The 7396-nt window shown below is 62.0% G+C and carries 7 protein-coding genes and 3 pseudogenes; 5 read left to right on the forward strand and 5 right to left on the reverse strand.

Annotation, left to right across the window (positions count from 1 at the left end):
- Window positions 1-137: 137 nt before the first annotated feature.
- Window positions 138-350 (forward strand): annotated as a pseudogene (locus BG842_RS03380) (S26 family signal peptidase); the annotation flags it as partial.
- Window positions 351-376: 26 nt separating this feature from the next.
- Here BG842_RS03380 and cofC read toward each other — a convergent pair.
- The 4 genes and pseudogenes from cofC to BG842_RS03400 form a co-directional block, all read right to left on the reverse strand.
- Window positions 377-981: pseudogene (gene cofC, locus BG842_RS03385) on the reverse strand (2-phospho-L-lactate guanylyltransferase).
- Between the two features lie 98 nt (window positions 982-1079).
- On the reverse strand, window positions 1080-1877 hold the full coding sequence (locus BG842_RS03390) for a hypothetical protein (protein WP_083252416.1): 798 nt from the start codon (window positions 1875-1877) through the stop codon (window positions 1080-1082).
- The gene (locus BG842_RS03395) at window positions 1855-3030 is read right to left on the reverse strand and encodes a tubulin/FtsZ family protein (protein WP_069449682.1); all 1176 of its coding nucleotides are present in this window, start codon (window positions 3028-3030) and stop codon (window positions 1855-1857) included. Before BG842_RS03395 ends, BG842_RS03390 begins: the two co-directional genes overlap by 23 nt.
- Before the next feature lie 203 nt (window positions 3031-3233).
- Window positions 3234-4130 (reverse strand): complex I NDUFA9 subunit family protein, encoded by an 897-nt coding sequence (locus BG842_RS03400; RefSeq protein ID WP_069449680.1) that lies wholly within the window; start codon window positions 4128-4130, stop codon window positions 3234-3236.
- A gap of 110 nt (window positions 4131-4240) precedes the next feature.
- Between BG842_RS03400 and tmk the strand changes: the two genes are divergently transcribed.
- Complete coding sequence (gene tmk, locus BG842_RS03405; protein ID WP_007976846.1) at window positions 4241-4834, forward strand: dTMP kinase; 594 nt, start codon at window positions 4241-4243, stop codon at window positions 4832-4834.
- Between the two features lie 28 nt (window positions 4835-4862).
- A complete protein-coding gene (locus tag BG842_RS29525) occupies window positions 4863-5426 on the forward strand; it encodes a hypothetical protein (RefSeq protein ID WP_175424069.1) in 564 nt (187 codons plus the stop codon).
- Window positions 5427-5678: 252 nt separating this feature from the next.
- Here the strand turns inward: BG842_RS29525 and BG842_RS03415 are convergent, their stop codons facing one another.
- Window positions 5679-6047, reverse strand: coding sequence for a DUF5802 family protein (locus BG842_RS03415; protein ID WP_069449683.1), 369 nt, complete (start codon window positions 6045-6047; stop codon window positions 5679-5681).
- A gap of 151 nt (window positions 6048-6198) precedes the next feature.
- Here BG842_RS03415 and BG842_RS03420 point away from each other — a divergent pair, with 151 nt between their 5' ends.
- Complete coding sequence (locus BG842_RS03420) at window positions 6199-6831, forward strand: DUF1405 domain-containing protein (RefSeq protein ID WP_069449681.1); 633 nt, start codon at window positions 6199-6201, stop codon at window positions 6829-6831.
- A gap of 106 nt (window positions 6832-6937) precedes the next feature.
- Window positions 6938-7396: pseudogene (locus BG842_RS03425) on the forward strand (hypothetical protein); the annotation flags it as partial.

The following is a 7396-nucleotide window of genomic DNA, read 5'->3' on the forward strand; positions in this document are numbered from 1 at the left end:
CGAGGCGTCCGCCGGGGTGACGGCGAGGAGTCGGTTCACGTCCGTTTCGTCGAAACTGATGTCGATGTCGTACTCGTCGGCCCCCGGAATCATGGTGTGAGCTACAGGGTTGGGGGTAAAAGGGTTTGGAGCTTCGGGACGAGGCGTACGTCGGCGGCGCCGACGACTGCGAGGAGCTACCGAACTGCCCCGCACCGCACGCCGGGTTCATCACCAAGGGCGACCACAACCACGAGTACGACCAGGTCTACCGACCCCGGCCGATGAGCGGCCCCGTCAAATCGTCGTGGATCGTCGGCAAGGCGAGACTCAGAATTCCGTGGCTCGGTTGGGTTCGGCTGGCGCTCTGAGGGTCGCTTCGGCTTTTCTTCGCGGGTCACCGCGTAACCGTCACTCGACCACCCGTCACGGAGAGCGAAAAGCCCGCGTCCAGCAGCCAATCGCGGGCGGTCCCCTCGCTGTGCAGCAACACCTCCGCGAGGTCCGCGGTCTCATCGACGTCCGTTGCGAGGCGGTGTGAGTCCAGTTCGGTGACCGACGCACCCACCTCCCGCGCGATTTCGCGGTGGTCGAGATACGACGTGCCGTGGTAATCCGCCCGAAATTCGGGTGGCGGGAAACGAGCGCGTTGGTTCCGCCGCCGCGACCCGGCGCGAGAACGACGTCGCCGTCGGCCGAAAAGAGCCGCTCCAGCACCGTCGGCGTCGCCAACGCGAGGTCGGCCATCACGATTGCGGTGGGGTCGCCGTCGGCCAACACCCCGTTCACGGCGGGCGTCAACGGTCGTTCGTCCACCGCGAGCCCCGCGTCGATGTCGATACGGCGGGTCGTGAGCACCTGCGGCTCCCGGCCGGTCGAACGAATCGTCTCGCAAACGTCGTCGAGCATCGCCAGCGCGAACTCACGGCGCTCGGCGGCCGTGAGCGTCTCGGCGAGTCGCGTCTTCGGTTCGCCAGCGGCGAACGGCACCACCACCTGCATACGCGACGCTACTCGGGTGACGGGTTAAGTGGTTGCGAAACGAGGAAGCGTGGTCGCAAAACGGCTACCTCAGCGGTTGCGAAAACGGGGAGGCCGATTCAGCGCAGGCGGTAGTTGTCCTGCTGCTGGGAGCGGTACCAGAACCCAGCGCCGCCGATGACGACGAGGCCGATGACCGCGACGCCGCCGTACATCAGCAGTTTGTTCTGCTGTTCGGATTGCTTGGCCCTGTCCGCGGCCGAGTTGGCGCTCTTCTTCGACTTGTCGGCGAGGTCGATGGCGTTGTCGAAGTTCTGCGCCTCGTAGGCCGAGATGGCGTTGTCGAGGGTGCTTTCGGCGTCCTTCGTGTTCGCACCCGAGGGAGCGTCGTCGATGGCACCCTGTGCGCCGACGATGGCCTCACGGGCGCTCTTGCTGTCCTCGGTGTGGTAGTTCGCCGTCCACGTCTCGATTTCCTCGCTGTTGCCGCCCTTCCGGGTCTGGCTCAGCGTGGCGAACGTGAACTCCTGCTGCGGGTCGAACGTGAAGTTCTCGACCTCGGGAACGGTGCCGGACACCTTCACGACCGCCTTGCTCGCGTCGGTGTCGAGGGCGAGGGAGTGGTTGAACGACTGGCCGTCGTAGGACTCCTTTGCCTTCTGGTTGCCCGCTTGGTCGAACGTCGTGACGGTCCACGTCACGTCGGTCAGTTCGGTCTCCCCGTTCAGGGTCCACTGCTCGTAGTCGCTGTAGAGGTCGGTGAGCGTCAGCTTCGCCGTCACCGAATCGCCGACCGCCGCGTCGTTCGGGACGCCGCTCTGCTCCGTCGAAATCGCCGTGGCGGGTGCGACCGCCGAGAGGGCGAGCGTGACGACGAGGAGCAGGGCGAACAGCTTAGAACAACGGGTCGAGTTCATCCTCATCATCCTCGACGAGATTTTCGAGGTTCGTTTGGCTCTCCTGTTGGATATCGTCGATGTTGTCCTGCGCCTCGATGGCGACCTGCTGGAGTTCCTTGATGCGCGGCACGTTCGTCACGCCCGAAAGCAGGACGACGCTGGCCACGCTGGGTTCGTTGACGGGGTAGTCGCCGCCGCGAACTTCCATGCTGCCGGTCTGCTCTTCGAGCCACTTCCGGCCGCGCTCGATACCTTTCCGATTGAGGTGGTGCGACGGCCCGCTCATGACGAGCAGAGCGCGCTCCGTTCCCTGAATCTCACACGGAAGCGTGAGACGACCGAGCGCCGCTTTTCGGACGAGACTCGTGATGCGGTTCGTCGTGTGTGCGGTGTCCTCGGCCTGTCCGCCGCCACCGCCGGTGAAGCGCGAGAGGAGGCCGCCGGAGTTCTGCATCTCCACTTCTTCCGCGGCGTAGCCGATGGTGGAAACGCCGCCACCCGCGAGCGTGTTGATGATTTCGCTGGAGTCGACGACGCTTTCCGCGACGTCATCGCCGCCGCCGACTTCACCGGCACCGAAGAGGATGCCGAAACGGGTGACGATTTCTTCGTTGATTTCTTCGTAGCCACTCTCCATGCTCTCGCCGGATTGACGCCACGCGTCGTTGTCGAACACCATCAGGTTGTCCACTTCGCGGACGAACGTCTGGAACGAACGCGCCGCGTTCAGCGTGTAGATTCCCCCCTCGTCGCCGCCGGGCAAGATACCCAGCCCGTAGACAGGTTCGGTGTAGATGCGCTTCAGGTGTTTCGCCACGACTGGTGCACCACCGCTTCCAGAACCGCCGCCCATTCCGGCAATGATGAGGAAGGCGTCCACTTCGTGAACGGGGATGTTGTCGATAGCGCCCTGTACTTCGTCGATATCCTCTTCGGCGATTTCCGCGCCGAGTTCGTTGTCCGCACCCACGCCGTGTCCTTTGACGCGGGACTGTCCGATAAGCACCCGATTGTCCTCCGGGACGTGCTGCAGGCCCATAAGGTCAGCACGGGCGGTGTTGACGGCGACAGCCGCACGGACGATGCCGCTCTGTGTTCGCTGGTCGTACTCCAGGAACTTGTCAACGATTTTCCCGCCTGCCTGACCAAATCCGATCATCGCGAGTTTTATTTTTCGGTACCTTTCTCCGTTGAGAGAAGAACAGAAGGAAAGAGGGCATAAACTTTGTGGTATGTTCTGTTTCAAACTGCAGACATTCACAACACAAAAACGCAATACTGAATCGGATTTTGGTGCAGTTTCCTTTCCGATCTAATTTGTATCATATACCCCCCTCTTTAAGTCTGCATATATCCAGAAGAGTCTCGTTTGTGTTATGTCGGATCGATGGACTCAACCCCGAGATATTCCTCCAGCGTAGTCAATTCTTCGGATTTAATGTCGAAGTTCCGAACATCGTTGTCCGACGTCGTATTGTCGAACTTCAGTGATCGATACTGATCCGCACCCATCGGGAATCCCGGAATCGCGCCGCCGACTTTCAGCCCGACGCCCGCGAGTTCCATCGGGATCGAGAGCACGGTAACCGATTGCCCCTCGGCCCGTCGAGCGAGTTTCGCAACTTCCGCCAGGGTCAACACTTCCGGGCCGCCGATTTCGTAGATCCTCCCGTCGTGGGATTCGTCCAGTCCGTCGGCCAGTATCGGCGCGAGGTCATCCACCCAGATGGGCTGAAACCGCGTTTTTCCCCCGCCGGGAAGCGGCGCGAGGTACGGCGGCGTGAGTTTCTTCGTGAACGAGAGGAACTCGCTTCCCTCGCCGAAGACGACCGACGGGCGGAATATCGTCCACCGGAGGTCGGACCCCTTCACGAGTTCCTCGGCCCGCCCCTTGGCTCGAATGTACTCGGTCGGTCCCGTCGGGTCCGCACCCAGCGCGCTCATCTGGACGATTTTTCCGACGTCGTGTTCCTCCGCGGCCCGAACGACGTTTCGAGTTCCACCGAGGTGGACGCGCACGTGGTTGAGCCCGCGCGGCGGTTCGAATAGCGGCGAGAGCGAGACGAGATTGATGACCGCATCCTGTCCGGCAAACGCTCCCTCGATGGACGCGTAGGCCGTCACGTCACCCATGGCTCGCTCGACGTCCGCCGGAAACGCCGCCTCGTCGGGACTCCGAGCGAGCGCGGTCACCTCGTGTCCCCGGTCGTGGAGTTCGCGGACGAGGTGTCGGCCGATGAAACCGGTGCCGCCGGTCACGAGAATCTTCATAGTTCAGATAGGTGACGAACGGACCTAAAGATACCTGCCAACGAGAAACTCGTTCGACGGTTTCCGTCCGAAACCCCGAACGTTTTACCCAGCGACCCGAACGTCTCGCTATGCTGCTCACGCTGGAAGGACTCGACGGGAGCGGAAAAACGACCGTCTGGGAAGTACTCCACGAGGAGTTCCCCGACGCCGTGTTCACCCGCGAACCGACCGACTCGTGGTACGGCGAGGCCGTGAACCGCTCCATCGAGGACGACGACGCGGATTCGGTCGCCGAGTTGTTCCTCTACACGGCCGACCACGCGGCCCACCTCGCGGACACCGTTCGTCCCGCGCTCGAAGAGGGAAAACTCGTCATCTCCGACCGCTATTCCGATTCCCGATACGCCTATCAGGCCGTCGCGCTGGATGGGGTCGTCTCGCGCCCGATGGAGTACATCATCGGCGTCCACAAGCCGTGGACGCGCCCGCCCGACTGCACCATCTACCTCGACGTGGACCCCGAGACAGGCGCGGCGCGGAGCGGCGCGACGAACAAGTTCGAACAGGCTGGCTTCCTCGCGCAGGTACAATCGAACTACGAGCGGCTGATGGACGCGGAACCCGGCCGGTTCGTCCGAGTCGATGCGACCCAGTCGCCGGAGGACGTCATCGAGAGCGTCGTCTCCACCATCGAACGCGTCACCGAGGACGCGGACGAGTAGTTTTGACCGTCGAGGACGTACGTCACCTATGACCGAGGGGGACGACGATTCGGGACTCGGATTCACGCTGCCGCCGATGCGCCTGCCGCCGCTCTCGCTTCCCGAGCGAATTCGACTCGTCGTTCCGCTGTTCAAGCTGCCCGAGCGACCGGAGCGTTCCTCGCAGGTTCGCGTGCGAACGAAATACCTCGTGGCCGCGCTGTTGCTGTTCGACCTGCTGGACGCGATACTGGCGGTGGGGGTTGGTTCGCCAGCGCCGTGGCTCCGCGCGCTCGTCGGCGTCGGTCTCACGGCGACGCTGATAGGTCCCGCGAGCCTCCTCTACCTCTGGGAACCCCTCGCGGTCGTGTTCGGGGTGGGATGGGTGACGGTGGTGCCCTCAGCGACCCTGTTGTTGCTTGCGCGAGTTGTCCGGCAATTCGACTTCCTCGGGCGGCGGCATCCAGAACAGGTCGATGGAGACACCGAGCGAGAACGGAAGCACCCAGATGAGGATGAGGGCGGTTCCGATGTCTCGGATACCGCTGCCCCCAAACCCGACCACGCCGCTCAACACGATGGTCGTGACGACGTAGACGAGCGGGACGAGTAGGAGCGTGTAGACGACCGCTCCCCAGCGCGTCGAGAGGCGGAGACGGAAGAAGCGAACGACAACCGCCGTGATGACGGTGTTGACGAGGATGATGACGAAGAGTCCGAGCATCGTGGCGGCCGAAACCATACCCGGAGATACGAAGTCCGTACTCTTTTGCGTACCGGATGGCGCGCGAGAAGGTGCATCCTGGTGAGCACGTCCCCGTGAGCACGTGCGGTCGGCGGTCGCTTACACCCGCTGGCCGGTCGCTTACACCGCGCCGGTGTTTCCGAATCCGGGATGCTCGCGTTGGTACCGGATGAGTTGTTCGGCACGATCCGCTTTCGCCAGCAGAACCTCCTTCAACTCCGGCGGGTTTCGAATTCGCGTGTTTTCGAGCACGGTATCGGGAAGCGCGAGCGTGTTCTCGGGAACGCCCTCCTCCGCGTGGACGGGGAAGTGTTGCTGGTCGATTTTCATCACGAGCGGCCAGTCCAACCGCTCGACGCCTTCACCGGAGGAGTACAGGGCTTGGTTCACGGACTCGTGTTCGTCGCGGCTCATAACCGCGTGTTCACCGTCGTGTGGTTCGACGTACAATCGCCCGAGGTAGTAGCCGCTGGAAAACGACTCAAACATGATAGTCAATATCACACAAGGACCAATAATTATATAGTAGTTATCCCGAACAGTTATGAAGAAGGACAAATCTACCCGTCGTTCGTTCCACCCGTTTCGGACCTGCAACGGTGATAGCAGTTCTTTTAGTAACTCGCAACGCGGATACAATATGGCAATTCCCGAGCGCTACGCCCGCTACTATCTGGAGAACACGCCGAGTTTGGTCTGGTTGATAGTCGTCAACGTCGCCGCCATCCTCGTCGGTCTCGACTTCTACATCCGGACGATGCCGAACTTCCCGACGTTTCTCTGGCCGCTGTACGCCGATTCCCCGACCGCGCTCGCGCTCATGGCCGCCTCGCTCTTTACGCTCCTGCCGAATCTCGGGAATCGACTCTCCGACGCGCCACAGAACCTCCCACTCGCGTATCTCAATACGTTCGCCTTCGTCTGGTTGGTCAAGTTCGGACTCTGGACGTTCCTCGCGCTCAACCTCGGTTTCTCGCTCTACTTCGGCCCGCCGTGGGACCAACAGGCCCTGTGGGACTACTGGGGCATCATCATCACCCATCTCGGGTTCGTCGCCGAAGCGTACCTCATCCCGAACTACGGGAAGACGACCACGGGCGCGCTGGCCGCGGCGCTCGTCGTGTCGCTCGGCAGTGACGTTCTCGACTACGGCTTCGGCTACCACCCGCCGCTTCGGTACGAGGTCGGGCTTGTGCTTCCCCTAATAACCGTTGCACTCTCCTTCGTCTCGGTCTTCGCCGCCTCCCACGCGATGGAGAGATTGGACGACTGAGCGTTGTTTTTAAACGTTCTTCTCGTCTCTCGCACCCTCATTTCGGCTCGTGAACAGAACGAACGAATTACCCCCTTTTTAATCAGCGGGTGGTAATGACCTGTTGATGAACTCCCCTCGTGCCGTCCTCTTAGTCGTCCTTACTCTATCCGGGTTCGCCCTCGCCGTCCCGACCGCCGGGGCACCGACGCAAAACACGCAGGCCGATGACATCACCGCGGCATCGTTCCAAACGAACCAGCAAGCGGACGACAACAGCACCCTCGGTGCAGAAATATCGTCGTTCATGCAGGTCAGCACCACGCAGGCGCAAGGAACGGTCGATACCGGTATGTGGGTCGCCCAGTTCAACCAGACGAAGAACAAATCCGTACAGAAGGCGCTCGTCAGCAACCACGTCGGCGACATGAAAAACCAGCTCGCGAGCCTTCGAGACAGAAAGCAAAAGCTGGTCGAGGCGCGCAACGACGGACAGATCAGCCAGCTCAAGTACCAGTCGGAGATGAGCCAGTTGATCGGTGAGATTCGCGCGGTCCAACACTCCATCAACGCGACCAGACCGCGC

This window comes from Haladaptatus sp. W1 (genome assembly GCF_001723155.1).
Lineage (GTDB): Archaea > Halobacteriota > Halobacteria > Halobacteriales > Haladaptataceae > Haladaptatus > Haladaptatus paucihalophilus.

What these genes read in the sequence shown, in the direction of transcription:
- BG842_RS03420 (WP_069449681.1), top strand. Translation starts at nt 6,199, where the DNA reads ATGGCAATTCCCGAGCGCTACGCCCGCTACTATCTGGAGAACACGCCG.
- tmk (WP_007976846.1), top strand. Translation starts at nt 4,241, where the DNA reads ATGCTGCTCACGCTGGAAGGACTCGACGGGAGCGGAAAAACGACCGTC.
- BG842_RS03400 (WP_069449680.1), bottom strand. Translation starts at nt 4,130, where the DNA reads ATGAAGATTCTCGTGACCGGCGGCACCGGTTTCATCGGCCGACACCTC.
- BG842_RS03390 (WP_083252416.1), bottom strand. Translation starts at nt 1,877, where the DNA reads ATGAACTCGACCCGTTGTTCTAAGCTGTTCGCCCTGCTCCTCGTCGTC.
- BG842_RS29525 (WP_175424069.1), top strand. Translation starts at nt 4,863, where the DNA reads ATGACCGAGGGGGACGACGATTCGGGACTCGGATTCACGCTGCCGCCG.
- BG842_RS03415 (WP_069449683.1), bottom strand. Translation starts at nt 6,047, where the DNA reads ATGTTTGAGTCGTTTTCCAGCGGCTACTACCTCGGGCGATTGTACGTC.